1 protein-coding gene is annotated in these 1,026 nt (G+C 34.2%); it reads left to right on the top strand.

Going from position 1 to position 1,026, the window contains the following annotated elements:
* Positions 1-105 precede the first annotated feature (105 nt).
* Positions 106-792 carry a hypothetical protein gene (locus DDV96_RS15760; protein ID WP_133240874.1) on the top strand — a complete coding sequence of 229 codons (687 nt, stop codon included), beginning with the start codon at positions 106-108 and terminating at the stop codon, positions 790-792.
* Positions 793-1,026: the final 234 nt, after the last annotated feature.

Genomic DNA, 1,026 nt, shown 5'->3' with positions numbered 1-1,026 from the left:
AACTGTTTGGGGGCACGTAAAAGCAACTTTCAAAAAATGCCGGCACACCGATGGATTTCACCAAAATCCGAAAAATACTGTTTTTAAGAGAATTAATTGGTAGTTTTGAGACAGACTGCCGTTGTGCAACATATGACAAACGCAATTAACTTTCTAAAGAACATATTCAAATCGACAAAAAAAGAAACTTCTAAAGGTGCTTTTTTTAACTCGACTGAATATGAAATGAAAAATCTATTGTGTGGAATTGGAAAATCAAAAATTACGGAAAATGAAATAGAAATTTCATACTATCCATTTGAACCTTCAATTGCCTATCCTGACAAAACTATCAAAGCAAATGAAATTGACTCTTTGAGCGTGGATTTCGGAACTTGTAAAATATACGTTGACAATGATATAATTTTTGTATCAGCAGAAAAAAAGGAACAACTAAAAGAGTTTGCGAAAAATAACAAAATAAAATTGACCAAACATAGCTGGAATTGGGATTGGATTTTGGAACCTTATCTTGACACAGAATTTACTCAAGAAAATGAGCAAAGAGTTTTAGAAAGACTTAAAGAGAATGGAATAAATGAAAGCGAAGTTGACCAAATAAGAACTGAAGTCGGAAAACAAATGTATAAGTACAATTTTGATACAATGTTGTGGGATTGGTGCAGTTTAGGATTGACAGATGTTCTTTCAGCAATGAGAGCGAAATATGACAAAATTGAATTTAAAGACTTTTACAAAAGAGCATTAGAAATTGACAAACGAAATAAAAATACGTTGCACAACAATGTATAACCGCAATTACGGCGGATTCGACTACGTCCGAATCCACTCGGAATTGCTAACGTCAGTGCTTAACCGAAAATTAACGCATATAAACCCGTAACTGACGGTTATACGAGACCGTCAGACTGTCTCAAAACCATGCCATTATTGCAGCCTTTTTCCAAGGATATAATTTTAATTTGCCTTATCTTTAGGAATGGAATACCAACAAGGACAAGACCGGGAACAGCTTACCCTTTACAG

Source organism: Marixanthomonas spongiae (genome assembly GCF_003095375.1).
GTDB lineage: Bacteria > Bacteroidota > Bacteroidia > Flavobacteriales > Flavobacteriaceae > Marixanthomonas > Marixanthomonas spongiae.
Note: the sequence above shows the minus strand (reverse complement) of the source record. Positions and strands in the feature narration are given on the sequence as shown.